This is a genomic window from Pseudomonas quercus (assembly GCF_012033695.1).
Taxonomy (GTDB): domain Bacteria; phylum Pseudomonadota; class Gammaproteobacteria; order Pseudomonadales; family Pseudomonadaceae; genus Aquipseudomonas; species Aquipseudomonas quercus.
The window spans coordinates 70,544-94,990 of the sequence record NZ_JAAVJI010000002.1 but is presented as its reverse complement, the minus strand read 5'-3'; the positions used below and the strand labels follow the sequence as shown (position 1 = coordinate 94,990).

The following is a 24,447-nucleotide window of genomic DNA, read 5'->3' as shown; positions in this document are numbered from 1 at the left end:
TTGCATGCCACCTGGTCAGGCCCGGAAGGGAGCAGCCATGGCGGGAACATCGTGTGCCGGGGTGTGGCTGGTGGGCGTGCTGGCCGGTTACAGCCAGTCGGACCTAGACCTGCAGCGCGGGACGGATGGCAAGGTCAACAGTTACTACGCAGGTGCCTACGCTACCTGGCTGGACAGCAGCACTGGCTATTACGTCGACGCGCTGGTCAAAGCCAACCGGTTCCGTAACACCGCAGATGTCGCACTCAGTGATGGCGGCCGTACCAACGGCGACTACAACACCCTTGGCGTAGGCGCTTCCGTAGAGTTCGGGCGCCATATCAGCCTGTCACAGGGCTGGTTCGTGGAACCTTATGGGCAATTGTCTTCACTGGTGGTGCAGGGCCGTGAGTTTAGCCTGGACAATGGCTTGAATGCCGACGGCGAGCGGGCGCGCTCCTTGCTGGGCAAAGCCGGTGCCACCGTGGGCCGCACGCTGGGCTTGGGCGAAGGGCGCAGTGTTCAGCCTTATGTGCGCGCGGCGATGGTGCATGAGTTCGCCAGACGCAACAGCGTGACCGTCAATGGCAACCGTTTCAACAACGACCTGGCAGGTTCTCGCGCAGAACTGGGTACGGGCCTGGCTGTTAATTTCGGCAGCCGCTTGCAAGCCAATATAGGGTTTGACTACGCCCACGGGGAGGCCCTCGAGCAGCCTTGGGGCATCAACGCAGGGCTTCGCTACAACTGGTAGACCTTTTCCAAGGAGTTTACGTATGGGCACGTCCACACCAAATGACTCTACGTTGCCACCTGCTAAAATACTTGATGCATTGCCTGACCTGATAGGCGAGCCGGTGAATATGTTACCCGTAGCGCTATTGAACCTTCCTTTACGGGTTCAAGTACCGATGTGGCCCGAAAGTGGAGTGCTTGCCCCACCCCAGGTGAAGCTGTATTGGGATGGGGAGATAGCCCTTGACCGGCCGATGCCGCCAGGGTTCGACGAGGATGACCTGGTGTTTTCACTGGCGGGCCTGCGTCTGGACCACGGCATGCATCGTTTGCATTACCAGATACGCCTGGGCAATGGCAGTGTGAGTGAAGGCGAAGCCACAGAGGTGAATGTCGACCAGGTGCCACCGGTCTTAGGCATGCCGCCACAGTCTTTGCAATTTCCAAGCGAAGTCCTGAGTGGGCTGACGGACGATTACTTGCAAGCCCATGGAGATCAGTTGCAGGTGGGGGTCCTATCCTATACGGGCCAGGCACCTGGCGACCGTATCGAGTGGTACTGGGATACCCAACCCAATGCCGGGAACAGTGCAGGCATCGTGCGCGTTGCGGACCTGGCTCCACCCATGACGCTTACCTTCTCAGGTGCGATGGTACGGGAGCGAGGAGATGGCACACGTTTTGTGTACTACCGTATTACGGACTATGCAGGTAACACGTCGCAGTCTTCTACCACGTTGTTAGCTGTACGGGCCACCCCCGTGCCCCGGGTACTGCCCGTGCTGCAAGCCGTAGGGGCCTCTGGCAGTGGTGCCCGGCAAACCCTGACGGCGACCCAGGTTACTACCGGGCTTGACCTGGAAGTACCGGCCACTGCGGTGATCAAGCCTGGCGAAACAGCAGTCTTGATATTTGGTACGCCTGGCCAGGTAGGCGGTGCACGCCTGCCGATTGAAGGTGCCGGCACACAGGTCAACGTAAGTGTACAAGCCGTTGCGCCGCATCTGGACCGCACGGTTGCCGTGTACTACAAAGTGACTGACACAGCGGGAGAGGTCCACACATCCACCGTGCTGACCTTGGCATTCACAAACTCCAGCGGGTTGAATTTTCCCACCGTCCAGTGCGAACTGGTCGATGGCAACCAACTGTCATTAAGGCGGGTTCTTCCCACTGGGGCGCCGATCACCTTGGCGGCATGGCGCATAATGACCACTGATCAGCGCCTGATGGTGCGTGTAGAGGGGGTAGATACCAGCGGCAAAGCCTTGGACGAACCGGTGGTACAGGGGCGGCCCATTACCGCCGCTGAGGTAGGCACAGGCGTCGGCTATGACGGTAGCCTGGTGATCCCCCGGGAACTGCTGCTGCGTCTGCAACGCAACACGCCGTTCTACGTGCGAGGTTACTTGAGCTTCGACGGGTCTGAGCAATGGCCCGCCGTACCAACCTTCAAGGACTTGATACCCACGCTGGTTAGCTAGGCGTGCATTTACAAGCACAAGGGCCTGTTGCATATTTCCGCTGAATCGTTTTGGTTTGTTACGGAGTACCGCACGTGGAACAGCCCCTCAGCACGCCCTTGGACAAGGTGTATATCTTGCGTATCGATGGCGCCCGCTTCGGCCCTTATCACACGCGGCTGGAACAGGGCAAAGCCCTGATCTGGGAGGTGACGCTCAACGCCGGCGCCGGTGACACCTTGGAGCACCACCCGGTAAATGGCCCTGTGGCCAGCTACCCCATCACTAATACCCATTTCCAGCCGCGGATGAAAGGCATAGAAGCCCATTACACGGTTCGCCTGCGTACCGAGTGAAACTACCCGAGCGGGTTCGCGGCCAACCAGGCCTGTACGTCGAAGCAAGGGCAGGCCTTCATGAACTCATTGGGGCTTACCGTGCCGTCCTTGTTCAGGTCTGGGGAAAAATCCCGGTGGCCGCGTACATGAGCCTTGGGATAGCGGCGCTTGAGCTGGCCCAGTAGTTTGGCAAGGCTGGAAAACTGCGCTGGCGTGAAGTTGTTTTCTGGCTTGCCTTCTGTATTCAGGCCACCTACCAGACAGATGCCGACCGAGGTCGAATTGAACCCCTTCACATGGGCACCAGCGCTGTCTTCAGGGCGGCCGGTTTCTACACCGCCATCTCGGCGAATCACATAGTGGTAGCCAATGTCTGCCCAGCCACGGCCCAAGTGCCAGCGGCGTATATCGGTGGCATCTATATCCTGGGCGGCACGGGTGGCGGAACAATGCACCACCAGCCAGTCTGTGCGGGTACGTTGCTTGAAGTTGATGGTTGTCATGGGCCTCAGTCCTTGGCATGTGAACAAGGCTCGTAGAAAACCGTAGATGCCACAAGGGGCCAATCGGGAAAGGGTGCCGATGGCCTGCCAGCGCACGGCGCCGGGTGCTTTTTTAGTCCTGCTCGGCTACGATTGGCGGCCTAACGCTACAGGTCATGACGGTTTTCCATGAGTTATCAGGTTCTTGCACGTAAATGGCGGCCGCGCTCGTTTCGCGAAATGGTCGGGCAGGGGCACGTGCTCAAGGCCCTGATCAACGCGCTGGACAATCAACGGCTGCACCACGCCTACCTGTTTACGGGAACCCGCGGCGTGGGCAAAACCACCATCGCCCGTATCATTGCCAAATGCCTGAACTGTGAAACCGGCATCACCTCCACGCCGTGCGGCCAGTGCTCGGTGTGCAAGGAAATCGACGAAGGCCGTTTCGTCGACCTGATCGAGATCGACGCCGCCAGCCGCACCAAGGTGGAAGACACGCGCGAGCTGCTGGACAACGTGCAGTACGCGCCCAGCCGTGGGCGGTTCAAGGTGTACCTGATCGACGAAGTGCACATGCTGTCCACGCACTCGTTCAACGCCTTGCTCAAAACCCTTGAAGAACCGCCGCCCTACGTCAAGTTCATCCTGGCGACGACCGATCCGCAGAAGCTGCCGGCGACCATCCTGTCCCGTTGCCTGCAGTTCTCGCTTAAGAATATGACGCCCGAGCGTGTGGTCGAGCACTTGGCCCATGTGCTGGGGGCGGAGAACATTCCGTTCGAGGATGACGCGCTCTGGCTGCTGGGCCGCGCCGCCGACGGGTCCATGCGGGATGCCATGAGCCTGACCGACCAAGCCATTGCCTTTGGCGAGGGCAGGGTACAGGCGGCCGATGTGCGCGCCATGCTGGGCACTCTGGACCACGGCCAAGTGTTCGATGTGCTGCATGCCCTGCTGGAGGGGGACGCCAAAGCACTGCTGGCGGCCATTGCACACCTGGCCGAGCAGGGGCCGGATTGGGCCGGCGTGCTGGCAGAAATCCTCAACGTGCTGCACCGGGTGGCTATCGCCCAGGCGTTGCCTGAGGCCGTGGACAACGGCCAGGGTGATCGCGACCGAGTACTGGCCCTGGCGCAGGCCCTGCCTGCCGAAGACGTACAGTTCTATTACCAGATGGGGTTGATCGGCCGTCGTGACCTACCACTGGCCCCGGAACCCCGCAGTGGCTTTGAAATGGTGCTGTTGCGGATGCTGGCGTTCCGGCCGGCGGGCGAAGCCGCCCCGCCCGTGCAGCTAAAGCCAGCGGGGATCAGCCAGGCCACGGTTGATTCCCCCAAGGCCGTGGCCCCGTTGCCTGTCGCCCATGAGCCTGTCCTCCATGAGCCTGTTGCCCAGGAACCCGTGGCGCCCAGCCCGCCTCGTGAACCTGTACCGACCCCGGTGCCGGCCAAGCCAGCACCGCTGGCCGTAGACGACCCGAGCCTGCCCTGGAACGACGCGCCTGCCGCGGATGCAGAAGTGCCGGTCACTGCGCCCGCTGCGCCACCTGAAGCGCTGCTGGACACCCGCGCCGAGCAGCCCGCTTTGTCGCCTATGCCAGGCCCTGTGCCGGCCTCGGTGGTGCCGCCAGCCCCTGACAACAATGCCGCCTTGGACGACAACGCCGGTGCGCCGATCGAATACCACCCTGTGGGCATGGTGCGCGACGACGAACCACCTGCTGACGACGAGTACTACCCGGAGGAGGCTGACCCTGCCGGCTATGGCTACCTGGATGACCTTGCCAGCCACGCCGCCGAGCCGGTCGCCGCACCAGAGCCCGCACCCGCCGCACAGGCCGCCACCGGCCTGGCGTTGGAGTGGCTAGAGTTATTTCCGAAGTTGCCCGTCTCTGGCCTTACCGGCAGCATCGCGGCCAACTGCAGCCTGGTGTCGGTAGAAGGCGATACCTGGCTGTTGCACCTGGACCCAGCCCAAGGCGCGCTGTTCAACGCCACTCAGCAACGGCGGCTGAACGAGGCGCTGAACCAGCACCTGGGCAAAGCGGTCACGGTAAAGATAGACCTGGTGCGCCCGGAACAGGAAACCCCGGCCCAGGCCGCCGCACGCCGCCGTGCCGAGCGTCAGCAGGAGGCGGAGCAGGCCATTGCAGCCGACCCGTTTATCCGCCAGCTGATGGACAGGTTTGGTGCCACCGTGCGCAACGATACCATTGAACCCCTGGCAGACCAGGGCACTTGAACCCGAACGAACGTGGAGATTGCACCCATGATGAAAGGTGGCATGGCAGGCCTGATGAAGCAGGCACAGCAAATGCAGGAAAAAATGGCCAAGATGCAGGAAGAACTGGCCAATGCTGAAGTAACGGGCCAATCGGGCGCAGGCCTGGTGAGCGTGGTAATGACCGGCCGTCATGACGTCAAACGCATTAGCCTGGATGACAGCCTGATGCAGGAAGACAAGGACGTGCTCGAAGACCTGATCGCCGCCGCCGTGAACGACGCCGTGCGCAAGATCGAAGCCAACAGCCAGGACAAGATGTCGGGTATGACCTCCGGCATGCAGTTGCCGCCTGGTTTCAAGATGCCGTTTTAAGAAACGCCTAGGGCCTGGCGTGGTCTCTGTTCAGTCTCCAACGATTGAAGGAATCACGCCCATGGCCGCTGATGCCATCCAAAACCGCCGTATCGTTCTGGCCTCCCGCCCCAAGGGCAAACCGGTGGCCGAGAACTTCCGCACCGAAACCCAAACCTTGCCTGCACTGGAAGAGGGTCAGGTGCTGTTGCGCACCCTGTGGCTGTCCCTGGACCCGTACATGCGTGGCCGCATGAGTGATGCCCCGTCCTACGCGCCACCTGTTGAACTCAACGACGTGATGACCGCCGGTGCCGTGAGCCGGGTGGAACAGTCACGTCACCCTAAATTCCAGGAAGGGGACCTGGTAGTGGGCGCCACCGGCTGGCAAACCCATTCGATTTCAGACGGCTCCGGCTTGATGCCTTTGCCAGCGGGCATCCCTCAGCCTTCCATGGCGCTAGGTGTGCTGGGCATGCCTGGCATGACCGCTTTCATGGGGCTCACCCATATCGGCCAGCCCAAGGAAGGTGAAACCTTGGTAGTCGCGGCGGCATCCGGCGCGGTCGGCTCTGTGGTCGGCCAGGTTGCCAAGCTCAAAGGCCTGAAGGTCGTTGGCGTAGCAGGCGGCCCCGAGAAGTGCAAATACGTGGTGGAAGAACTGGGCTTCGACGCCTGTGTGGATCACCGCAGCGAGACCTTTGCCAAGGACCTGGCCGCAGCCTGCGACAAGGGCATCGACGTGTATTTCGAAAACGTCGGTGGTGAAGTGTTCGAAGCGGTGATTCCGCTGCTCAACCCTCGTGCACGTATCCCTGTCTGTGGGCTGATCGCCCATTACAACGAACAGGACCTGCCCGAGGGCAAGGACCGCCTGAGCCTGATACCGCGCTTGTTGCTCACCAAGCGGGTGCGCATGCAGGGCTTTATCGTGTTTGACGACTTCGGCGACCGCCATGCTGAGTTCTTCTCGGCCATGGTGCCCTGGGTGCGAGACGGGAAAATCAAGTTCCGCGAGCACGTGGTAGAAGGCTTGGACAACGCGCCAGAAGCCTTCTTTGGCCTGCTGGAAGGCAAGAACTTCGGCAAGCTGGTGGTGAAGGTCAGCGAGTGACCTATCAACGTTGACCCCTGTAACAGGCGCGGGTATAACCCGCGTCTTCGCCGTTTTTGTCAGGTTGTGTCTTGATGAGCTTCAGCCCACTGATTCGCCAACTGATCGACGCCCTGCGCATCTTGCCAGGCGTCGGCCAGAAAACCGCCCAGCGCATGGCGCTGCAATTGCTGGAACGCGACCGCAGCGGCGGCGCTCGGCTGTCTCAGGCACTGGCCCATGCCATGGACGGGGTAGGGCATTGCCAGCGTTGCCGCACCCTGACCGAAGAGGCGCTCTGCCCCCAGTGTGCCGACCCGCGGCGCGATGATACGTTGCTGTGCGTCGTAGAAGGGCCCATGGACGTGTATGCCGTGGAGCAGACAGGTTTTCGTGGCCGCTACTTCGTGCTCAAGGGCCACCTGTCACCCCTTGATGGGCTAGGACCGGAGGCCATTGGCATTCCTCAATTGATGGCCCGCATCGGCGAGGAGGCAACGCTGGCCGAGGTGATCCTGGCCACCAACCCTACGGTGGAAGGCGAGGCCACCGCGCATTACATCGCTCAATTACTCAATGAAAAAGGCCTGGTGGTGTCCCGCATCGCCCACGGTGTTCCCTTGGGCGGCGAGCTGGAAATGGTCGACGGCGGCACCCTGGCCCACTCCTTCGCAGGGCGCAAGCCGATCAGCCTGTAAGTACGGCGCTGGCACTGTTCGCAGGCTAACGCCAGCTCCCACAGGGTATGCGCCGTTTACGCTTGTATGTTCGCCAGCTGGCGCCGGCTCCCACAGGGTATGCGCCGCTTATGCTTGTATGTTCGCCGGCTGGCGCCAGCTCCCACAGGGTATGCGCCGCTTATGCTTGTATGTTCGCCGGCTGGCGCCAGCTCCCACAGGGTATGCGCCGTTTACGCTTGTATGTTCGCCAGCTGGCGCCGGCTCCCACTAGGTATGCGGTTTACGCTGTGGGACCAGGCGAAGCCTGGGAATATGGCCCTTTGGGCCTACTGCTCGTCCAGCGCGAACGCAGTCAGGCTGAACACTGGCACGCCGGCTTCGGTCAAGCGTTGGCCGCCGCCCAGTTCGGGCAGGTCGATGATGGCCGCAGCCTCATGTACATGGGCACCCATGCGGCGGGTAAGGCTCACGGCCGCCAGCAGCGTACCGCCAGTAGCGATCAGGTCATCGAACAGCACCAGCGAATCCCCTTCGCACAGGCTGTCGCTGTGCACTTCCAGGAACGCTTCGCCGTATTCGGTCTGGTAGCCTTCGGAAATCACATCGGCGGGCAGCTTGCCCTGCTTGCGGAACAGGATCAGCGGCTTGTTCAACTCGTGCGCCACCACAGCCCCGATCAGAAAACCCCGCGCGTCCATGGCGCCGATATGGGTTACGTTCTGCTCCACATAACGCTCCACGAAGTGGTCGATCACCGTACGCATGGCCCGGGGTGACTGGAACAGCGGGGTGATGTCGCGAAACACCACGCCCGGCTTGGGAAAGTCCACCACCGGGCGGATAAGGGACTTGAGGTCGGAATCGTCAAAAGGCATGAACACGTCTCGGCAGGGCACAAAAGCGTGGATTATACCTGCCCTTACGCTGGTGTTCAGCCCTGCATCGACCCGCCGGCCAGTGCACAGAGTTCAACCGGTTGCAGAATGTGGATTTCCTTGCCCTCAGCCGCGATCAACCCGTTCTGCTGGAAGCGCGTGAACACCCGTGACACCGTCTCCACCGCCAGGCCCAAAAAGTTGCCCATGTCATTGCGGGACATGCTTAGGCGGAATTGATTGGGCGAATAGCCACGGGCCCGGAAGCGCGCCGACAGGTTGATCAAAAACGTGGCGATACGCTCGTCGGCATTCTTTTTCGACAGCAGCAGCATCATCTGCTGGTCATCACGGATTTCCCGGCTCATCAGCCGCAGCAGCTGACGCCGCAGTTGAGGCAGTTGCATGGCCAGGTCTTCCAGGCGCTCGAAAGGGATTTCGCACACGGTGGTGGTTTCCAGCGCCACTGCAGACACCGGGTAATGGTCTGCGTCTACGGCGCACAGCCCTACCAGTTCACTGGGCAAATGGAAGCCGGTGATCTGTTCCTGACCGTTGTCACTCAAAGTGAGGGTGCGAAGCGTACCGGAACGCACCGCGTACAACGCGCTGAAAGGGTCGCCCTGGCGGAACAGGACGTCACCTTTTTTCAGGGGCCTGCCACGTTTCACAATGGCGTCCAGCGCGTCCATGTCTTGCAGGTCCAAGGAAAGGGGGAGGCAAAGCGGGGCCAGGCTGCAGTCCTTGCAATGTGCCTGATGGCCTGCCCCTTGTTTAAGTGGCTCGGACATCTATCAAACTCCTTGAAGCACGTATGAAGCGCAAGGGTAACCGATTGAAACACAACGGGCCAACTTCAGCTGGATCCATTAATGGCGTGGTGTGTAGCCATGTGCCCATGGTGAGGGCCCAAAGCCTTATGGTAGACAACAGCAATGCACGTCCACAGGCCGAAAGCAATCAGCAGGCTGCCCGCCGCCTGGCGAATACCGCGGCGTCTGAGCCAGCGCTGCCCACGGGCACCGGCCAGGCCGGTCAACAGCAACAGGGGGCAGGTGCCTAGCCCGAAAGCCAGCATCAGCACGCCGGCATGCCCCGCCTGGCCTTGGCTGGCTGCCCACAACAGCGTGCTGTAGACCAGGCCGCAGGGCAGCCAGCCCCACAGCATGCCCAGCATCACCGCCGCCCTCAGTGAGGCCACTGGCAGCAAAGTGCCGGCCAGGGGCCGGATACGCACCCACAGCCCTTGGCCTAGCCGTTCCAGCGTCAGCAACCCCTGCCACCATCCCGCCAGGTACAAGCCCATCACCACCAACAAGCCACCGGCCAACAGCCGTAACGGCCACTGGCCTAGCGCTTGGGTGAGCGCCCAGCCCACACCCCCCAGCAGCGTACCAGCGACCCCATAACTCACTACCCGGCCCACGTTGTATCCCAGCAGAAGCGCCGAGGGGGACCGGCGGCCCGGCGCAGCGCCCAGGGCAAAGGCGCCCATCAGCCCCCCGCACATGCCTACGCAATGGCCACTGCCCAGCAGCCCGAAGATAAAAGCACTGGCCAGGCTGGACAGTACTTCAGCGGTCATGGGAAGGCGGCTCAGGTGGGGGCGGCAGGTCTTCATCCATCAGCAGGCGCCGTGCCGGGGTATCAAGGTCGTCGTATTGCCCACTGCTGACAGCCCAACAGAACAGCCATACCACGGCGCTGACGATCAGCAGCGCAGCGGGTATCAGAAAATACAGGGCACTCATGGCTGGGCCTCTGGCGAGCGGTTCAGGCGCAAGGCGTTGAGCGCCACCAGCAGCGAGCTGGCGGACATGCCAATGGCCGCCCAGGCCGGTGTGACCAGCGCCATGGCAGCAAACGGCAGCATCAGGCCATTGTACAGCGCAGCCCACGCCAGGTTTTGCAGGATCACCCGGCGGCACCGGGTCGCCATGTCAACAGCCTCGATCACGGCACCTAGCCGATTGGAGAGCACCACGGCATCGGCTTGGGTATGGGCCAGGTCCGTGCCTTGGCCCATGGCGATGCCAACATCGGCCTGGGCCAGCATTGGGGCATCGTTGCTGCCGTCACCCACTACCAGCACGGTTCGGCCCTCAGCCTGAAGGCGCGCCAGCAGGCTGAGTTTGTCCGCAGGCAGCAGCCCACTGAAGGCCTCGATACCCAGGGTATGGGCCAGGCCCTTCACGGCAGGGGAACGGTCGCCGGAGGCTATCACAGTGCGCCAGCCACGCTGGCAAGCGTAGGCAATCAACCCCGGTGCGTCTTCTCGCACACGGTCGTCCAGGCCGAACCATGCCAGGGGGCCGGTGTGGTCGGCCAGTAGCAGCCACTGGTGTTTATCGTCGGGTGCTGCCAGCGCCTGCTGGCACGCCCAGGCAGCAGCACCTAGCCGCAGCAGGCGACCTTGCACCGTGCCTTCCAGCCCTTGCCCAGGGTAGGCCTGCACGCCTTGGGCGAGGAGGCTGACGGGTGCAAAGGCATGGCTCAGGGTATGGCCGGAATCCTGTTGCAACGCACTGGCCAGTACGCTGCAGTCCGCCGCCGACAGCGACCCGAGCGGTACAACCTGAGCGATGCAAGGGCGCCCTTCAGTGAGTGTGCCCGTTTTGTCCAGCAGCAGGGTGTCCACGTGGGTGAGGGTTTCCAGCACAGCCCCACGGGTAATCAGCAGGCCGCGCCGCTGCAGTGTCGACAGAGCCGCCGTCAGGGCCGTAGGGGTCGCCAGGGACAAGGCGCACGGGCAGGTGGCAACCAGCAGGGCCAGCACCACCCACGGCGCCTGCGCCTTGTCCAGCCACCACCAGACGGCGCCGAACACCAGGGCAGCCCCTAGGGACACCCACAGCAACACCCGCGCGGCCCGGTCGGCCAGCCGGGCCAAAGCAGGTTTGTTGGCCTGCGCCTGTTCTAGCAAGCGGCTGATGGCTGATAATTGACTGTGTTCGCCCACCGCTTGCACACACACGTCAAGGCATTGATCGAGGTTGAGCGTGCCGGCACTGACCCGCTCACCTGGCCCACGCGGGCACGGCATGAATTCCCCCGTCAGCAAGGATTCATCCAACCGGGACTGGCCATGAGCCACCACGCCGTCGGCCGGCACCATGCTACCGGGCGGAATACGGACGTGGTCGCCCACCGCCAGTGTGCTGAGCAACACGTGTTCGGCCTGGCCTGAGGGCTGTACCCGCAGGCAACTGGCAGGCAATTGTGCGGCCCATTGGGCACTGCCTTGGGCGGCACGCTGGCGCACCCGGGCCTCTAGGTAGCGGCCGGCCAGCAGGAAGAACGCGAACATGCCTACCGCATCGAAATACAGCTCGCCCTGGCCGGTGACCGTGGTGTAGACCCCAGCCCCATAGGCGCCGCCAATGGCCAGGGCCACGGTCAGGTCCATGCTGGCCTGCCTGGCCCTTAGCGCACGGGCCGCACCCTTGAAAAAGGGCGCGCAACTGTAGAACACAATAGGGGTGGCCAGGAAAAACCCTACCCAACGCAGCACTGTGTGCAGGGCGGGGCTAAGGTCCAGGTTGAACTCCGGCCAGGTTGCCATGGTGGCCATCATCACCTGAAACCATAATATCCCGGCCACGCCCAGGCGCCTGAGCGCCGCACGGGTGTGCCGTACCTGGGCCTCGGCTGCTTCATCGGCACGCCAGGGGCGGGCGGCATACCCGATATGCCCCAGCTCGGCCAGCACGGTTCCCAAGGCTACAACGGTGGGTTGCCAGGCCAGGCGCAGCCGGTGAGTAGCCAGTTGCACGTCGGCGGCTTCCACACCCGGTACCGCCTTGAGGCGGTGCTCGATGAGCCAGGTACAGGCGGCACAGTGCAGGCCTTCTATGGCCAATGAAAGGTGTGCCACCCCATTGGCCTCGCGAATAAAACCCGCCCAGCTGTCTTCAGGCTCGAAAGGGAGAAGGCCGGCAGGGCGCACTGGCAGGGGCCCTGGCGCTTCACGGTGATGGTAGAAACGTTCCAAGCCCGCCTCAACGATACTTTCGGCCACGGACCGGCACGCTAGGCAGCAGAACGTACGACGCGCCTGTAGCAGCTCACGGGCATAGCGGCCCTGCAAGGCCTTGGGCACGGCTTCATCACAATGGAAACAACGCTGGGTGTCGGCCGTCATGGCTTCAGCACCGCTGCAGGGGCCTCATCACCTAGGGTAACGCCGTGGTCCGGAACTACCCATTCCTGTTCGTAAATCCGCCAGGTGCCCTCAGGGCTTGTGCCTAGCAGCTCCAGGCTGCGCCGGCCCTCGACCGCCTCGGTCAACTGGCCTCGGTATTCGGTAATGCCCCGTGTGGCCACTCCGCTGCGCACCAGGCGCACGGTGCGGTCCCTGTCGGGCTGGGTAGGGGTGATGACGTTGAGCTGCAGGTGTGCGGGCTTGCTACGGCCGCGCAGGCGCAGGCGCACTTCCCCGGTGAGGCTGTCGAACACCAGTTCAGCCTGCTGCCCCAACTGACGGGCGCGCAGGTCTTCACCCAAGGCCCGGTTGATGCCTTTGCCCGCGTCGTAGTAACGATCGTTGACCAGGCCGTCCTGGCCCCGTATGGCCAGCAGCAGCATCACGCTGCTCAGCAGCATCGATCCGGCCAGCAGCAGCACGATGAACCACGCCCAGCGGTGTTTATACCAAGGGCTGTTCATGGCAATGGCCCCGTGAAGCGGCTACTGACCTGTTGTGCAGTAGCCTGTGCAGCGGTTGAACGGTGTTCAGCGACCTGAAACACCACCTCGGTATTGACCGCCTGCTCAGCCGCCAGGGCCAGGCTCATCACCTCGGTTCGCCGTTCACCCGGCGCCAGCGTGACCTGGCGTACCCCCCGCCAGGCCAAGCCTTGGGGGCCGGTGGCACTCAAGGCATAGGTACGAGGCTGACGTGTCTTGTTCAGGATCGTGAGGCTATACAGGTTTTCAATAAAACCGTCGCCCCGGTCGCGGTAGAGCTGCCGGTCCTTGCTCACGCTCAGGGTCTCCAGTGGCCGAGTGGCCAGGCCATAGGCAAGCAATGCAGTGCTGGCGATCACCACTACCCCGTACCCTAGCAACCTGGGGCGCCGTTTCAGCAGGGCGGGGCCCGCCTGGTCGGCTTCGCTGCGGTAGGCAATCAGTCCCTTGGGCCGTTTTACCTTGGCCATGACGCTATCGCAGGCGTCCACACAGGCGCCGCAGGCAATACAGGCCAGTTGCAGGCCTTGGCGGATGTCGATGCCGGTAGGGCACACCTGCACGCACAGGGTGCACTGGGTGCAGTCGTCGCGTGCCTGGTCATAATGGACCACGGGCGTATGGGCATCGAACATCACGGCCTGGAAACGGCCGTAAGGGCACAGGTACACGCACAGGTGTTCACGTAGCCACCCGGCGTTGACATAGGTGAGTAGGGTGATAGCCGCCAGGCAGGCCCCTGCGCCAGCCCCTAGGGTGCCCGTAGCGATGGCAGGCAACAGCTGCTGGATGGGCACAAACAGGCCCACCAGTGTGAGCGCAGTGAGTGCGCTGAGGGTGAGCCACAGCAGATGACAGATCAGGCGCCGCCCTCGGGTCACACGCTCGCACCACAGGAACAGCGCGGTCCACACGGTGTGAGGGCACGCGTACCCGCACCAAACGCGCCCGGCGAGCACGGTGACCCAGAACAAGGCAAGCGCCGCGACGATCAAGGCCAAGGCCAGTAGGTGCAGGTCATCCGGCCAGAAGGCCGCGCCAAATACCTGCAGGCGGCGGTTGGGCAGGTCCAGCCACAGGGCTTGCTGGCCCTGCCAGCGCCACCAGGGCAGCGACAGAAACGCGAGCACCAGCACGCCCCCCAGCCCTGTACGCAGCCGCGTGTATCGACCGCTGACGGCACGCGGCTGCGCCGTGAGGTTGCGCACAGGTATCAGGGTCATGGCGCTGGCCGCTCAGGGTCGGATGGCTGGGACAAGCTGCGGATATAGGCGGCCAGCACCTTCACCCGTTCGTCTCCTACGATTTGGCCTTGGGCAGGCATCTGGCCCATGCGGCCATCGTAGATGCTGCGGTACACCGCCTCGAAGCTGGCGCCGTTGATAAAACCACGGGCCTGGGTAAGGTCCGGCGCGCCCAGCAATGGGTTGCCATGCCCTTCGGCACCGTGGCAGGCCACGCAGGCCTGGGCATAGCGCTTAGCGCCTTCAGCCGGATCAGCAGTAACCCCCTCCGGCACGGTACGCCCGCTGAGCTGCAGTACATAGGCGGCCATGTCGCGGCTACCTTGCTCGCCCAGCACAGCGGCCCAAGGCGGCATCACACCGGTGCGGCCCAGCCGGATACTGCTCTGCAGAGCAGCGTCATCACCGCCCCAGCGCCACAGGTCATCGGCCAGGTTTGGGAAGCCCGGTGCGCCTTGGCCATCGGCCCCATGGCACAAGGCACAGTGGCTAGCGTAGAGGCGTTTACCCATGGCCAAGGCCTGTGGGTCCGCCGCTACTGCGTCCAGCGGCAGGTCGGCGAAGCGAGCGTACAGTGGGGCATACGCCTGCCGGGCCTGGGCCTGTTCCTTTTCCCATTGATGAACCCCGCTCCAGCCTTGACGGCCATCGGCGAAGGCCGTTTGAGTGTGCGGGTCCAGCCAGGTGTAGCCCGGCAGCAACCCGCGCCAGTTTCCCAGGCCGGGGTACAGCAGCAGGTAGGTCACGGCAAATACCAGGGTGGCTATGAACAGCCAAGGCCACCAGCGCGGTGGTGGGTTATTCTGCTCAGTGATGCCATCGAACTCAGGGGGCGTGTCATCAGGGTCAGAGGGGCCGGAGCGGTTGGCCCACAGCAACCAGCCCATGGCGGCCAGGGTACCCAGGGTCAGCACGGTGATATACAGGCTCCAGAAGGCATTCATGGCGGAGGAGCGTCCTGTGGCTCATCTTTGGGCTCATCGGCAAAGGGCAACTGCGCCGCGTCATCGAAGTCCGCTTGGCGGCGGGCACTCCAGGCCCAGACAACCAGGCCAATGAAGCTCACCAGTACCAGTAGCGTGCCCAAGCCGCGAAGGGTTCCGACATCCATGGGTTATGGCCTGTCCTTGATAAGGGTGCCCAGGCCTTGCAAGTAGGCCACCAAGGCTTGCAGTTCTGTTTTGCCCCACACCGCGGCCTCCGCCCCCTCGATGTCAGCCTCGGTGTAGGGCACCCCCAAGGTGCGCAGTGCCTGCAGCTTTCGAGGGGTTTGCGTGCTGTCCACCAGGGTGTTGGCCAGGAAAGGGTAGGCGGGCATCACGGATTCAGGCACCAGGCTGCGCGGGTCGGTCAGGTGTGCCACGTGCCAGGCATCGGAATAGCGCCCACCCACACGGGCCAGGTCCGGCCCGGTACGTTTGGAACCCCATAGGAAAGGGTGGTCCCACACACTTTCGCCGGCCACTGAATAATGGCCATAGCGCTCGGTTTCCGCCCGCAACGGGCGGATCATCTGGGAGTGGCAGCCCACGCAGCCGTTGGCAATGAACACGTCGCGGCCTTCCACTTCCAGCGCCGTGCGCGGCGTCATGCCCAGCACCGGCTGCGTGGCCACGTCCTGGAAAAACAGCGGCACGATTTGCGTCAGCCCGCCCACGCTGATGGCCAGCACCATCATCAACGCCAGCAGGCCAATGTTCTTCTCCAACCGGGCGTGGTTCATCGCGGGCCCCCGGGTATGGCCGCGGCTTTCAGAGCCTGCTCAGGGCTACCGCGCTGAACGGTGTGCCACAGGTTCCAGGCCATCACCAGCATGCCGCTGGCAAAGCAGGCGCCCCCCAGCAGGCGTACCCCATAGCCCTCGTGGCTGGCTTCAACGGCCTGGACGAAGCTGTAGGTGAGGGTGCCATCGTCTTCAAGGGCTCGCCACATCAACCCTTGCACCAGCCCATTGACCCACATGCCGGTGATATAGAGCACCGTGCCTACGGTGGCTAGCCAGAAGTGCGCATGAATGGCGGTAAGGCTATGCATGGCCGAACGGCCAAATACCCTGGGCGCCATATGGTAGGTGGCGCCGATCGTGATCATCGCTACCCAGCCCAGCGCCCCCGAATGCACGTGGCCAATGGTCCAGTCCGTGTAGTGGGTGAGGGCGTTTACCGTCTTGATGGACATCATCGGGCCTTCGAAGGTGGACATGCCGTAGAAGGCCAGCGCCACCACCAGAAACCGCAGGATGGGGTCGGTGCGTAATTTGTCCCAGGCACCGGCCAGGGTCATCATGCCGTTGATCATGCCGCCCCAGCTGGGCACCAGCAAAATCACCGACATCACCATGCCCAGGCTCTGGGCCCAGTCCGGGAGTGCCGTGTAGTGCAAGTGGTGGGGGCCGGCCCAGATGTAGAGGGTAATCAGCGCCCAGAAATGAAGGATGGACAGCCGGTACGAGTACACCGGGCGCTCAGCCTGTTTAGGGACGAAGTAGTACATCATTCCCAGAAAGCCGGTTGTCAGGAAAAACCCGACGGCATTATGGCCATACCACCACTGCACCATGGCATCGGTGGCCCCGGCGTACACCGGGTAGGACTTGAACAGGCTGACCGGCAAGGCCAGGTGGTTCACCACATGCAGGATCAGCATCACCAGGATAAACGCTCCGTAGAACCAGTTGGCCACATAGATGTGCCGTACGGTGCGTGCCCGTATCGTGCCGAAGAACAGCCAGGCGTAGGCCACCCAGACAATAGCCAGCGCCACGGCGATGGGCCATTCCAGCTCGGCGTATTCCTTGCTGGTGGTGTAGCCCAGCGGTAGCGAGATGACCGCTGCCACCAGCACCGCTTGCCAGCCCCAGAACACGAACTCGGCCAAGGCATCGGAGATCAACCGCGCCTGGCAGGTGCGCTGCACCACGTACAGCGACGTGCCGAACAGCGCACAGCCGCCGAAGGCAAAAATCACCAGGTTGGTGTGCAGCGGCCGTAAGCGGCCGAACGTGGCCCATGGCAGTTCGAGATTGAGTGCAGGCCATACCAGCTGCGCGGCGATGAACACGCCCACCAGCATGCCCAGGATGCCCCAGGCCACAGTGGCCACGGTGAATTGGCGAACGACCCGGTAGTTGTAGGTGGTTGCGCGCGAAGGGCTGTGCATGGTTCGTCCACGTGGATATGAAGCAGTGGCGGGCAGTGTGGGGGAAGTCGGGCAGGGAGGCAATGCGACCTCACGCCTCGCTGGCATGGTGCTTTGGCTGGCCTTCGGGCACAGTCGGGCTTTATGGCTCAGGAGCTGGCGTGATGGACGAGTGGGAAGAACGTGTACAGGACAATGGCTGGTTATGGAACGGTGCGATCACCGAGGCCAGCGAAGACGAGCGTACCTGCCTGATTCTGGCCCACGGCGCAGGCGCGCCCATGGACAGCCCCTTCATGGAGACCATGGCCGGCCTGCTGGCCCAGGGGGGCGTGGACGTGCTGCGGTTCGAGTTTCCCTACATGGCCCAACGCCGAATCGACGGTCGCAAACGCCCGCCCAACCCTCAAGCCCGGCTGCTGGAGAAGTGGCGCGAAGTGTATGCCCTGGCCCGTACCCAGGTGCCGGGGCGCCTGGCCATCGGCGGCAAATCCATGGGCGGGCGCATGGCCAGCCTGCTGGCCAATGAATTGGGTGCCGATGCCTTGGTGTGCCTGGGTTACCCGTTTTACGCCGCAGGCAAACCCGAAAAACCTCGGGTCGAGCACCTGGCAGACCTGCAAGTGCCCACGCTGATTATCCAAGGCGAACGGGACGCCTTGGGCAACCGTACGGCAGTAGAGGGCTATATCCTGGCGCCTGCCGTGGAGGTGTACTGGATGGCCGCCGCAGACCACGACCTCAAGCCCCTGAAAACCTCGGGGTTCACCCAGGAACAGCACCTGGAAGCAGCCGCGGACCGGGTGTGCGCGTTTCTTTGAACATGTTCGCCCGCTACGCAGGCTCCCACAGAAAGCGCGCAGGGCGCAGGCACTGTAGGAGCCTGCGTAGCGGGCGAACAAGGTTAACCGTTAACAGCGTATCTACCGGTTGAACCGCTCCACCAACGAATACTGGCTGGCTGCAGTCTGGGTCAGCTCTTCGCTGAGCAAGGCTGTGCTCTGGGCTTTGCCGGAGGTCTGGTCTGCCAGCTCGGCGATGGTGGTGATATTACGGCTGACCTCTTCGGCCACAGAGCTTTGCTCCTCAGTAGCGGCCGCGATCTGAGTGGTCATGTCGGTGATGTTGGCCACCGCCTCGCTGATACCCACCAGCGCCTGGTCCGCCTCCAGCACCCGGGCCACTCCTTCTTGGGCCTGGCGGGTGCCGGCTTCCATGGTTTGAACGGCCGCGTTGGCGGTGCTCTGCAATTTGGCGATCAGGCTGTGGATCTGGCCCGTGGACTCCGCCGTGCGCTGGGCCAGCTGGCGTACTTCATCGGCTACCACGGCAAAGCCCCGGCCCATTTCCCCGGCACGGGCCGCTTCAATGGCCGCGTTCAAGGCCAGCAGGTTGGTCTGGTCTGCAATGCCCTTGATCACGTCGACCACGCCGCCAATCTCGTCGCTGTCCTTGGCCAGACGCGTGACGGTCTGCCCGGTTTCACCTACGGAGGCCGACAGCCGCTCAATGGCCTCGCGGGTTTCCCCGGCAATGTCGCGGCCCCGGCGGGTCAATTGGTTCGCCTGTTGGGTCGCATCGGCGGTGCGTTGCACATGGCTGGCCACTTCCTGGGTGGTGGCCGCCATTTCGTTCACGGCAGCGGCCACCTGTTCGGTTTCGGCCTTCTGGCGGTCCAGCCCTTCAGAGCTTTCGTGCGCCAAGTGGTCGGCCTGGCGGGCCTGGCCATTGAGGTGCTCGGCGGTATCCTGCAACCGCGTAAGGCACGTTTTCAAACGGGCTTCCTGGCTGAGCATGGACATTTCCAACTGCCCCTGCACACCACGGCTGTCGGTATACATCTGCGCAATCAAAGGGTCGGAGGTGGTTTGTTCCGCCAGTTTCAGCAGCCGCTTCAAGCCACGCTGCTGCCAGCTCAGGCCCAGCAACCCCAGCGGTACCGAGAGCGCCGCCGCGGCCGCGAAGCCCCAGCCCGTGTTCAGCCACAGCCCGATCAGAAAACCGACCTGGCTGACCAGAATGAACGGCAGCCAGTCCCGCATTACGGGTAACCAACGGTCTATGGCGGTGACTGCCGGCTTGCTGGCATTGAGCCGGGCGTACAAGGCTTGGGCACGGCCCACCTGTTCGGCGGTGGGCTTGACCCGCACAGACTCGTAGCCCACCACTTGGCCATTTTCCAGCACAGGGGTGACATAAGCGTTCACCCAGTAGAAGTCGCCGTTCTTGCAGCGGTTCTTCACAATGCCCATCCACGGCCTGCCTTTCCTGAGCGTGGACCACATGTGCTCGAACACGGCTGAGGGCACGTCCGGGTGGCGCACCAAGTTGTGAGGCGCGCGGATCAGCTCGTCACGGTTATAGCCGCTGATGTCCACAAAGGCATCGTTGCAATAACTGATCATGCCTTTGGTGTCGGTGGTGGAGATCAGCCGCTGTTGGGCGGGAAAGGTACGTTCACGTTGGGTGACGGGCTGGTTGTTGCGCATGAGCTGGCAGGTTCCGCTTGGGGCTTTGTGAGGGTGTCGGCGGAACCGGTGGATAGTTTAGGGTTATTTTCCTGCGATAGATTGCTAAACCCATCAAGCCGTTGGTGATAGGGCGTACCATCCTTGAGTCGCTTGTTGAAGCTAACAGATTAGTAGCTTTCTCAAAATTATATCTTGTGTATTACTAGGTATGAATCCAATGCATAGCTGAGGTTTGAAATGTCTGATTTTAAAAAAGAAGTGATCTCGCCAAACATGAGTTATCACGATAATAAGGTTGTTATCCATACGGATCAGTCATCCACCAATCATGGGTATAAAATTGTAAGCGGTGAGTTTCGTGTAACAGATTTTCATATCACTCCAGGCCAAGATCCGGAGGGTTTTAATCATATAGGTATGATTAAAACGTTTGGTCCTGATGGAGAGATCAGCTTTCGCGTAGGTCGTAAGGGGTCGGAGCACGTGGCTGTGAGGTTCAAAAGTATAGTGAACTCTAGAAACAATACATTCAACGATTTGCCGGCTGAGCTAAATTTTGCGTTTTTGGGGACGCTCAAGCTCGTTCTAAAAGGTGGAGAGTTCACAGATAATCACTCAATTATAATTGATGATATAGTGTTTGCTCAGGGGCATGACTTCGTTTCGAATAATTGGTGGTGTGGGGGTAAAAAAGCAGAATATATCGGAGACCATACGATTAATTGCGTTGGTATTGATGAAACGGTGAATAGCAAATGCAGTATAGATCTACTGCGCGGTGGCAATGATGAGAATACCGTTATGCTCAGGAACTTCTGGGATTTTTATGGCGCTGATTGGATGGAGGATTTTCAGGATAAAAAGCTTGGTTATCTCACGCTTCCAGGTAGCCATGACTCTGGCATGTCAGAGACGTCGCACTGTACTTTTCCTATAGTAGTTCCTAGCTATACAAAAACGCAGGATTTTAGTGTGGAAACCCAGCTTATTCACGGGGTTCGCTATTTTGATCTGCGGATAGATTACGATCATGACAAGTTAGTTACTTATCATAGGGAGGGGCCTTGGGGGTGTAATGGAGAAGGGCTTGTTAAGATTTTGGCATCCGTGTCTTTGTTCCTTTTTAATCATCCGACAGAAACAGTTATACTAAAGTTTTCTCATATTCGAGATTACGAAGATCACTATGAGGAGGATACCAAGAGACGAATTTCTGAGCTTGTCTCCACCTACTTCAGGGGGTCTGCATATGTGACTAGCTTGCCGAATCCTAATATTTTAGAGCGGACCGTAGGCGAGCTGGCGGGTAAGGCTGTATATGTTTATGATTATGATGAGTATATTGATCCAAGTATAGGGAATTTTCGGTATGGCGAGAATTCGGGTCATTTCAAGGTCTACGATGTTTATTCAAATGCCAGTAGCTACGAAGCGATGAAAGCCGATCAGCTGAGCAAATGGAAGCAGTATAATAAGCCAGGGGAAGGCCGCCTGTTCCTCCTGTCCTGGACCCTTACGCCCATAAGCCAGGAATCAAGGGCTGCTAATGAAAAGCTAAAAGAGGTGCTCTCTCAGGAGGTTCCGAGCCGAAGTCGGCCAGGTATCGTTTACATGGACTTCGTGTCGGCGGCGTACACTAAGGAAGTGGTACGCCTTAACTATCAGTAGCCTATATATTGTTATCGGATTGCTTGCTCATGGATTGCATTTAATTGATGATTTATTAACTATGGGTGAATTTATTTATCGCTTAAAGGTTCGTGGGTTAACTAAGTGGCAAGGAGATCGAGGGCTCCTTGCCTTTAAGCTAAGCAATCAACTGCCGCAGCACATAGTGCAGAATCCCACCGGCCTTGAAGTACTCCACTTCATTAACGGTATCGATCCGGCACAATACCCTCACATCCTGGGTTTCGCTGCCGTCGCGGGTGATGCGCAGGGTAAGCGGCATGTGAGGGGTGAGGGTGGCGTTGGTCAGGCCAAGGATGTCGAAGCGCTCGCGGCCTGTCAGCCCCAGGCTTTTCCAGGTATCACCGGCGGTAAACTGCAGTGGCAGCACGCCCATCCCGACCAGGTTGGACCGGTGGATACGTTCGAAGCTTTCCGCGACCACGGCTTTGACGCCCAGCAGGTTGGTGCCTTTGGCGGCCCAGTCGCGGCTGGAGCCAGTACCGTACTCCTGGCCTGCCAGGATGACCAAGGGGCTGCCCTCAGCTTGGTAGCGCATGGCCGCGTCGTAGATGGCCAATTTTTCACCACTTGGGATGTGAACCGTATTGCCACCTTCTTCGCCGCCCAGCATCTCGTTGCGAATCCGGATATTGGCGAATGTACCGCGCATCATCACTTCGTGGTTGCCACGGCGTGAGCCGTAGGAGTTGAAGTCTTGGGGTGCCACGCCCTTTTCTCGCAGGTAACGGCCCGCCGGGCTATCGGCTTTGATGTTGCCGGCCGGAGAGATATGGTCTGTGGTGACTGAGTCTCCCAGCACCGCCAAGGCATAAGCACCCTTTACGTCTTCCACCACGGGAAGGGGGCCAGCGATCCCGTCGAAGAACGGTGGATGCTGGATATAGGTAGAGTCGTTCTGCCAGACATAGGTCGCCGCCTGGGGCACTTCGATGGCCTGCCACTGGGCATCGCCGGTGAACACCTCGGCGTATTCCTTGTGGAACATGGCGGTGTCGACCTTTGCGACCGCCTCGGCAATTTCACGTTGGCTGGGCCAAATGTCCTTCAGGAAAACAGGTTTGCCATCCGGTGTGGTGCCCAAGGGCTCGCTGGCAATATCGATGCGCACGTTACCGGCCAAGGCATAGGCCACTACCAGGGGGGGTGACGCCAGCCAGTTGGTTTTCACCAACGGGTGTACTCGGCCTTCGAAGTTACGGTTGCCAGACAATACGGACGCCACCGTGAGGTCGGCCTGCTGAATAGCCGCTTCGATGGGGGCGTCCAGTGGCCCGGAGTTGCCGATGCAGGTGGTGCAGCCATAGCCCACCAGGTCGAAGCCCAGTTGCTCCAAGTAGGAGAGCAGCCCAGCAGCCTTGTAGTAGTCGGTCACTACCTTGGAGCCTGGCGCCAGGGAGGTTTTTACCCAAGGCTTGCGGTTCAGCCCCTTTTCCACCGCTTTCTTGGCCAGCAGCCCGGCTGCCATCATGACGCTAGGGTTAGAGGTATTGGTGCAGGAGGTGATCGCCGCAATGACCACAGCCCCGTGCTTAAGCGCATGGGTGGCGGTGCCATCGCTGTATGTGGCCTCGCCGGTCTGGTCGGCATTACCCACCGCCACGCCCCCGCCGCCTTCGTTTTCCAGGCGGCCTTCCTCTTTTTTCGCCGGCTTGAGCTGCAGGCCTATAAAGTCATTGAACGCCTGGCTGACCTGGCCCAGGGGCACGCGGTCCTGGGGGCGTTTCGGGCCGGCCAGGCTGGCCTCAACCTCGCCCATGTCCAGGCCCAGCTGTGCGCTGAACACCGGTTCCTGGCCAGGCTCACGCCACAGGCCTTGAGCCTTGCAATACGCTTCCACCAGTTGCACGGTTTCTTCAGGGCGGCCGGACAACCGCAGGTAACCCAGGGTGATGTCATCCACTGGGAAAAACCCGCAGGTAGCACCGTATTCCGGCGCCATATTGGCCAGGGTCGCGCGGTCGGCCAATGGCAGTTCAGCCAGGCCATCCCCATAGAACTCTACGAACTTGCCCACCACCCCTTGCTTACGCAGCATCTGGGTTACGGTCAGTACCAGGTCGGTGGCGGTGATGCCTTCTCGCAACTTGCCCGTAAGCTTGAAGCCCACCACTTCGGGAATCAGCATGGACACCGGCTGGCCCAGCATGGCGGCTTCTGCTTCGATACCCCCCACGCCCCAGCCCAGTACTCCCAGGCCATTGATCATGGTGGTGTGGGAGTCGGTGCCCACCAGGGTGTCCGGGAAGGCGTAGGTACGGCCGTCTTCCTCGCGTGTCCATACGGTACGGCCCAGGTACTCCAGGTTCACCTGGTGGCAGATGCCCGTACCGGGCGGCACCACGCTGAAATTGTCGAAGGCACTCTGGCCCCAGCGCAGGAAGGCATAGCGCTCGCCGTTACGTTCCATTTCAATGTCGACGTTTTCCTCGAAGGCCTGCGCGTTACCGTATCGGTCCACCATCACCGAGTGGTCGATCACCAAGTCTACGGGCGACAACGGGTTGATGCGCTGGGGGTCACCGCCCGCCTTGGCCACGGCGGCGCGCATGGCCGCCAGGTCCACCACCGCCGGCACGCCGGTGAAGTCCTGCATCAACACCCGCGCCGGGCGGTACTGGATTTCCCGGTCCGAGCGCCGATCCTTCAGCCAGCCCGCCAGGGCCTGTAGGTCAGGCACCCCTACGGTGGTGCCGTCTTCCCAGCGCAGCAGGTTTTCCAGCAGCACCTTGAGGGACATGGGCAGCGATTGCAGGTCGCCCAACTGCTTGGCCGCAGCGGGCAGGCTGAAGTAGTGATACTCGCGGTCACCGACCTTGAGGGTATGCAGGGTATTCAGGCTATCGAGGGAAGGCATGTAAGGGGTCTCCTGATGGCCCGCACGGCACGGACCATTGGCTGAGCTTGTCTGCACTGGACTTTCCCAGCACCGCCACGGTTCCCATGGCGTGCCTCGTTGCTTGAACGGTCGCAACGCCGGCCCCCATGGTGACAACG

The 24,447-nt window shown here is 61.5% G+C and carries 22 protein-coding genes and 1 pseudogene; 9 read left to right on the top strand and 14 right to left on the bottom strand.

Annotated features, from left to right (window positions below; genetic code table 11):
• Positions 1 to 58: 58 nt before the first annotated feature.
• From HBH25_RS03705 to HBH25_RS03695, 3 genes and pseudogenes are all read left to right on the top strand, one after another.
• Positions 59 to 733, top strand: a pseudogene (locus HBH25_RS03705) (autotransporter outer membrane beta-barrel domain-containing protein); the annotation flags it as partial.
• Positions 734 to 755: 22 nt separating this feature from the next.
• Positions 756 to 2,198, top strand: coding sequence for a hypothetical protein (locus HBH25_RS03700; protein ID WP_168081669.1), 1,443 nt, complete (start codon positions 756 to 758; stop codon positions 2,196 to 2,198).
• A gap of 74 nt (positions 2,199 to 2,272) precedes the next feature.
• On the top strand, positions 2,273 to 2,533 hold the full coding sequence (locus HBH25_RS03695) for a hypothetical protein (protein ID WP_168081667.1): 261 nt from the start codon (positions 2,273 to 2,275) through the stop codon (positions 2,531 to 2,533).
• Between the two features lie 2 nt (positions 2,534 to 2,535).
• Here HBH25_RS03695 and HBH25_RS03690 read toward each other — a convergent pair whose 3' ends face one another.
• Entirely contained in the window at positions 2,536 to 3,018 is a 483-nt protein-coding gene (locus tag HBH25_RS03690) for a peptidoglycan recognition protein family protein (protein ID WP_168081665.1), read from the bottom strand.
• A gap of 168 nt (positions 3,019 to 3,186) precedes the next feature.
• Between HBH25_RS03690 and dnaX the strand changes: the two genes are divergently transcribed.
• The 4 genes from dnaX to recR all read left to right on the top strand — a co-directional run bounded on the left by dnaX (position 3,187) and on the right by recR (position 7,365).
• Entirely contained in the window at positions 3,187 to 5,241 is a 2,055-nt protein-coding gene (gene dnaX / locus HBH25_RS03685) for a DNA polymerase III subunit gamma/tau (RefSeq protein WP_168081663.1), read from the top strand.
• A 27-nt stretch (positions 5,242 to 5,268) separates the two neighbouring features.
• Entirely contained in the window at positions 5,269 to 5,595 is a 327-nt protein-coding gene (locus tag HBH25_RS03680; RefSeq protein ID WP_168081661.1) for a YbaB/EbfC family nucleoid-associated protein, read from the top strand.
• Between the two features lie 61 nt (positions 5,596 to 5,656).
• Positions 5,657 to 6,688, top strand: coding sequence for an NADP-dependent oxidoreductase (locus HBH25_RS03675; RefSeq protein WP_168081659.1), 1,032 nt, complete (start codon positions 5,657 to 5,659; stop codon positions 6,686 to 6,688).
• 74 nt (positions 6,689 to 6,762) lie between these two features.
• The gene (recR, locus tag HBH25_RS03670) at positions 6,763 to 7,365 is read left to right on the top strand and encodes a recombination mediator RecR (protein WP_168081657.1); all 603 of its coding nucleotides are present in this window, start codon (positions 6,763 to 6,765) and stop codon (positions 7,363 to 7,365) included.
• 308 nt (positions 7,366 to 7,673) lie between these two features.
• Here the strand turns inward: recR and HBH25_RS03665 are convergent, their stop codons facing one another.
• From HBH25_RS03665 to ccoN, 11 genes are all read right to left on the bottom strand, one after another.
• Positions 7,674 to 8,222: an adenine phosphoribosyltransferase gene (locus tag HBH25_RS03665; protein WP_168081655.1), complete on the bottom strand. Its 549-nt coding sequence runs from the start codon at positions 8,220 to 8,222 to the stop codon at positions 7,674 to 7,676.
• Positions 8,223 to 8,278: 56 nt separating this feature from the next.
• Positions 8,279 to 9,013 (bottom strand): fumarate/nitrate reduction transcriptional regulator Fnr, encoded by a 735-nt coding sequence (gene fnr, locus HBH25_RS03660; RefSeq protein WP_168081653.1) that lies wholly within the window; start codon positions 9,011 to 9,013, stop codon positions 8,279 to 8,281.
• A gap of 65 nt (positions 9,014 to 9,078) precedes the next feature.
• Positions 9,079 to 9,807 carry a sulfite exporter TauE/SafE family protein gene (locus tag HBH25_RS03655; protein ID WP_168081651.1) on the bottom strand — a complete coding sequence of 243 codons (729 nt, stop codon included), beginning with the start codon at positions 9,805 to 9,807 and terminating at the stop codon, positions 9,079 to 9,081.
• Positions 9,797 to 9,973, bottom strand: a complete 177-nt coding sequence (gene ccoS, locus HBH25_RS03650) for a cbb3-type cytochrome oxidase assembly protein CcoS (RefSeq protein WP_168081649.1) — start codon at positions 9,971 to 9,973, stop codon at positions 9,797 to 9,799. The genes HBH25_RS03655 and ccoS overlap by 11 nt, the downstream gene beginning before the upstream one ends.
• Positions 9,970 to 12,363, bottom strand: a complete 2,394-nt coding sequence (locus HBH25_RS03645; RefSeq protein ID WP_168081647.1) for a heavy metal translocating P-type ATPase — start codon at positions 12,361 to 12,363, stop codon at positions 9,970 to 9,972. Before HBH25_RS03645 ends, ccoS begins: the two co-directional genes overlap by 4 nt.
• Positions 12,360 to 12,887 carry a FixH family protein gene (locus HBH25_RS03640; protein WP_168081645.1) on the bottom strand — a complete coding sequence of 176 codons (528 nt, stop codon included), beginning with the start codon at positions 12,885 to 12,887 and terminating at the stop codon, positions 12,360 to 12,362. The genes HBH25_RS03645 and HBH25_RS03640 overlap by 4 nt, the downstream gene beginning before the upstream one ends.
• Positions 12,884 to 14,131: a cytochrome c oxidase accessory protein CcoG gene (gene ccoG / locus HBH25_RS03635; RefSeq protein ID WP_168081643.1), complete on the bottom strand. Its 1,248-nt coding sequence runs from the start codon at positions 14,129 to 14,131 to the stop codon at positions 12,884 to 12,886. Before ccoG ends, HBH25_RS03640 begins: the two co-directional genes overlap by 4 nt.
• Positions 14,128 to 15,096 carry a cytochrome-c oxidase, cbb3-type subunit III gene (gene ccoP / locus HBH25_RS03630; RefSeq protein ID WP_168081641.1) on the bottom strand — a complete coding sequence of 323 codons (969 nt, stop codon included), beginning with the start codon at positions 15,094 to 15,096 and terminating at the stop codon, positions 14,128 to 14,130. Before ccoP ends, ccoG begins: the two co-directional genes overlap by 4 nt.
• Positions 15,093 to 15,263: a cbb3-type cytochrome oxidase subunit 3 gene (locus tag HBH25_RS03625; RefSeq protein ID WP_168081639.1), complete on the bottom strand. Its 171-nt coding sequence runs from the start codon at positions 15,261 to 15,263 to the stop codon at positions 15,093 to 15,095. The genes ccoP and HBH25_RS03625 overlap by 4 nt, the downstream gene beginning before the upstream one ends.
• Positions 15,264 to 15,266: 3 nt before the next feature.
• Positions 15,267 to 15,875, bottom strand: coding sequence for a cytochrome-c oxidase, cbb3-type subunit II (gene ccoO / locus HBH25_RS03620; RefSeq protein ID WP_168081637.1), 609 nt, complete (start codon positions 15,873 to 15,875; stop codon positions 15,267 to 15,269).
• On the bottom strand, positions 15,872 to 17,311 hold the full coding sequence (gene ccoN / locus HBH25_RS03615) for a cytochrome-c oxidase, cbb3-type subunit I (RefSeq protein ID WP_168081635.1): 1,440 nt from the start codon (positions 17,309 to 17,311) through the stop codon (positions 15,872 to 15,874). Before ccoN ends, ccoO begins: the two co-directional genes overlap by 4 nt.
• A gap of 143 nt (positions 17,312 to 17,454) precedes the next feature.
• Here ccoN and HBH25_RS03610 point away from each other — a divergent pair, with 143 nt between their 5' ends.
• On the top strand, positions 17,455 to 18,111 hold the full coding sequence (locus HBH25_RS03610; RefSeq protein WP_168081633.1) for an alpha/beta family hydrolase: 657 nt from the start codon (positions 17,455 to 17,457) through the stop codon (positions 18,109 to 18,111).
• A gap of 102 nt (positions 18,112 to 18,213) precedes the next feature.
• On the opposite strand, the gene HBH25_RS03605 is transcribed toward HBH25_RS03610, so the two are convergent.
• Positions 18,214 to 19,779 carry a methyl-accepting chemotaxis protein gene (locus HBH25_RS03605; protein WP_168081631.1) on the bottom strand — a complete coding sequence of 522 codons (1,566 nt, stop codon included), beginning with the start codon at positions 19,777 to 19,779 and terminating at the stop codon, positions 18,214 to 18,216.
• Positions 19,780 to 19,998: 219 nt separating this feature from the next.
• Between HBH25_RS03605 and HBH25_RS03600 the strand changes: the two genes are divergently transcribed.
• Positions 19,999 to 21,429: a phosphatidylinositol-specific phospholipase C domain-containing protein gene (locus HBH25_RS03600; RefSeq protein WP_168081629.1), complete on the top strand. Its 1,431-nt coding sequence runs from the start codon at positions 19,999 to 20,001 to the stop codon at positions 21,427 to 21,429.
• A gap of 139 nt (positions 21,430 to 21,568) precedes the next feature.
• On the opposite strand, the gene acnA is transcribed toward HBH25_RS03600, so the two are convergent.
• Positions 21,569 to 24,307: an aconitate hydratase AcnA gene (gene acnA, locus HBH25_RS03595; RefSeq protein ID WP_168081627.1), complete on the bottom strand. Its 2,739-nt coding sequence runs from the start codon at positions 24,305 to 24,307 to the stop codon at positions 21,569 to 21,571.
• Between the last annotated feature and the right edge of the window lie 140 nt (positions 24,308 to 24,447).

Bases quoted from the DNA above. Each gene is read 5' to 3' on its own strand.
- HBH25_RS03700 (WP_168081669.1), top strand. From the start codon at position 756: ATGGGCACGTCCACACCAAATGACTCTACGTTGCCACCTGCTAAAATA.
- HBH25_RS03690 (WP_168081665.1), bottom strand. From the start codon at position 3,018: ATGACAACCATCAACTTCAAGCAACGTACCCGCACAGACTGGCTGGTG.
- dnaX (WP_168081663.1), top strand. From the start codon at position 3,187: ATGAGTTATCAGGTTCTTGCACGTAAATGGCGGCCGCGCTCGTTTCGC.
- HBH25_RS03680 (WP_168081661.1), top strand. From the start codon at position 5,269: ATGATGAAAGGTGGCATGGCAGGCCTGATGAAGCAGGCACAGCAAATG.
- HBH25_RS03675 (WP_168081659.1), top strand. From the start codon at position 5,657: ATGGCCGCTGATGCCATCCAAAACCGCCGTATCGTTCTGGCCTCCCGC.
- recR (WP_168081657.1), top strand. From the start codon at position 6,763: ATGAGCTTCAGCCCACTGATTCGCCAACTGATCGACGCCCTGCGCATC.
- HBH25_RS03665 (WP_168081655.1), bottom strand. From the start codon at position 8,222: ATGCCTTTTGACGATTCCGACCTCAAGTCCCTTATCCGCCCGGTGGTG.
- fnr (WP_168081653.1), bottom strand. From the start codon at position 9,013: ATGTCCGAGCCACTTAAACAAGGGGCAGGCCATCAGGCACATTGCAAG.
- HBH25_RS03655 (WP_168081651.1), bottom strand. From the start codon at position 9,807: ATGACCGCTGAAGTACTGTCCAGCCTGGCCAGTGCTTTTATCTTCGGG.
- ccoS (WP_168081649.1), bottom strand. From the start codon at position 9,973: ATGAGTGCCCTGTATTTTCTGATACCCGCTGCGCTGCTGATCGTCAGC.
- HBH25_RS03645 (WP_168081647.1), bottom strand. From the start codon at position 12,363: ATGACGGCCGACACCCAGCGTTGTTTCCATTGTGATGAAGCCGTGCCC.
- HBH25_RS03640 (WP_168081645.1), bottom strand. From the start codon at position 12,887: ATGAACAGCCCTTGGTATAAACACCGCTGGGCGTGGTTCATCGTGCTG.
- ccoG (WP_168081643.1), bottom strand. From the start codon at position 14,131: ATGACCCTGATACCTGTGCGCAACCTCACGGCGCAGCCGCGTGCCGTC.
- ccoP (WP_168081641.1), bottom strand. From the start codon at position 15,096: ATGAATGCCTTCTGGAGCCTGTATATCACCGTGCTGACCCTGGGTACC.
- HBH25_RS03625 (WP_168081639.1), bottom strand. From the start codon at position 15,263: ATGGATGTCGGAACCCTTCGCGGCTTGGGCACGCTACTGGTACTGGTG.
- ccoO (WP_168081637.1), bottom strand. From the start codon at position 15,875: ATGAACCACGCCCGGTTGGAGAAGAACATTGGCCTGCTGGCGTTGATG.
- ccoN (WP_168081635.1), bottom strand. From the start codon at position 17,311: ATGCACAGCCCTTCGCGCGCAACCACCTACAACTACCGGGTCGTTCGC.
- HBH25_RS03610 (WP_168081633.1), top strand. From the start codon at position 17,455: ATGGACGAGTGGGAAGAACGTGTACAGGACAATGGCTGGTTATGGAAC.
- HBH25_RS03605 (WP_168081631.1), bottom strand. From the start codon at position 19,779: ATGCGCAACAACCAGCCCGTCACCCAACGTGAACGTACCTTTCCCGCC.
- HBH25_RS03600 (WP_168081629.1), top strand. From the start codon at position 19,999: ATGTCTGATTTTAAAAAAGAAGTGATCTCGCCAAACATGAGTTATCAC.
- acnA (WP_168081627.1), bottom strand. From the start codon at position 24,307: ATGCCTTCCCTCGATAGCCTGAATACCCTGCATACCCTCAAGGTCGGT.